Source organism: Bacteroides muris (ex Fokt et al. 2023), from assembly GCF_024704895.1.
Classification (GTDB): Bacteria; Bacteroidota; Bacteroidia; order Bacteroidales; family Bacteroidaceae; genus Bacteroides; species Bacteroides muris.
Window position 1 is genome coordinate 1 of the sequence record NZ_JAMZEE010000122.1, and the last position, 526, is coordinate 526.

The following is a 526-nucleotide window of genomic DNA, read 5'->3' on the forward strand; positions in this document are numbered from 1 at the left end:
AAGTTAACCAAATCCTCCCGATTATGCAAGAGCATTTTGGACAAAGTATGAATCTGGCACGCATAAAACTTATGGCGTTGCTGCTCCATGCACTCTGCGTGGTGCAGACTGTCAGCCTCCACAAGCTTGCTGATGCGATGCCTACGGCTGTCGACAAGGATTCCAACCTCAGACGGCTCCAAAGATTCTTTGCCAAGTATGTTCTTGACCTTGATGTCATAGCCCGTATGATTTTCTCGCTGCTTCCTGTCAAGACAGGTCTTGTGCTCAGCATGGATCGTACCAACTGGAAATTCGGAGAGTTCAATATAAACATCCTTATGTTGGGCATAACCTATAAAGGGATTGCCTTCCCTTTGATATTCAGCCTTCTTCCGAAACGTGGCAACTCCAACTGGGAAGAACGCAAGAAAATTATGGAACGTTTTATCCGTCTTTTCGGAGCAGACTGCATCGACTGCCTTGTGGCAGACCGCGAGTTCATCGGAAAGGAATGGACAGGATGGCTCAACAGCCGTCGCATACG

The 526-nt window shown here is 47.7% G+C and carries 1 pseudogene; it reads left to right on the top strand.

What is annotated here, in order from left to right:
• Positions 1–526: pseudogene (locus M1B78_RS18530) on the top strand (IS4 family transposase); the annotation flags it as partial.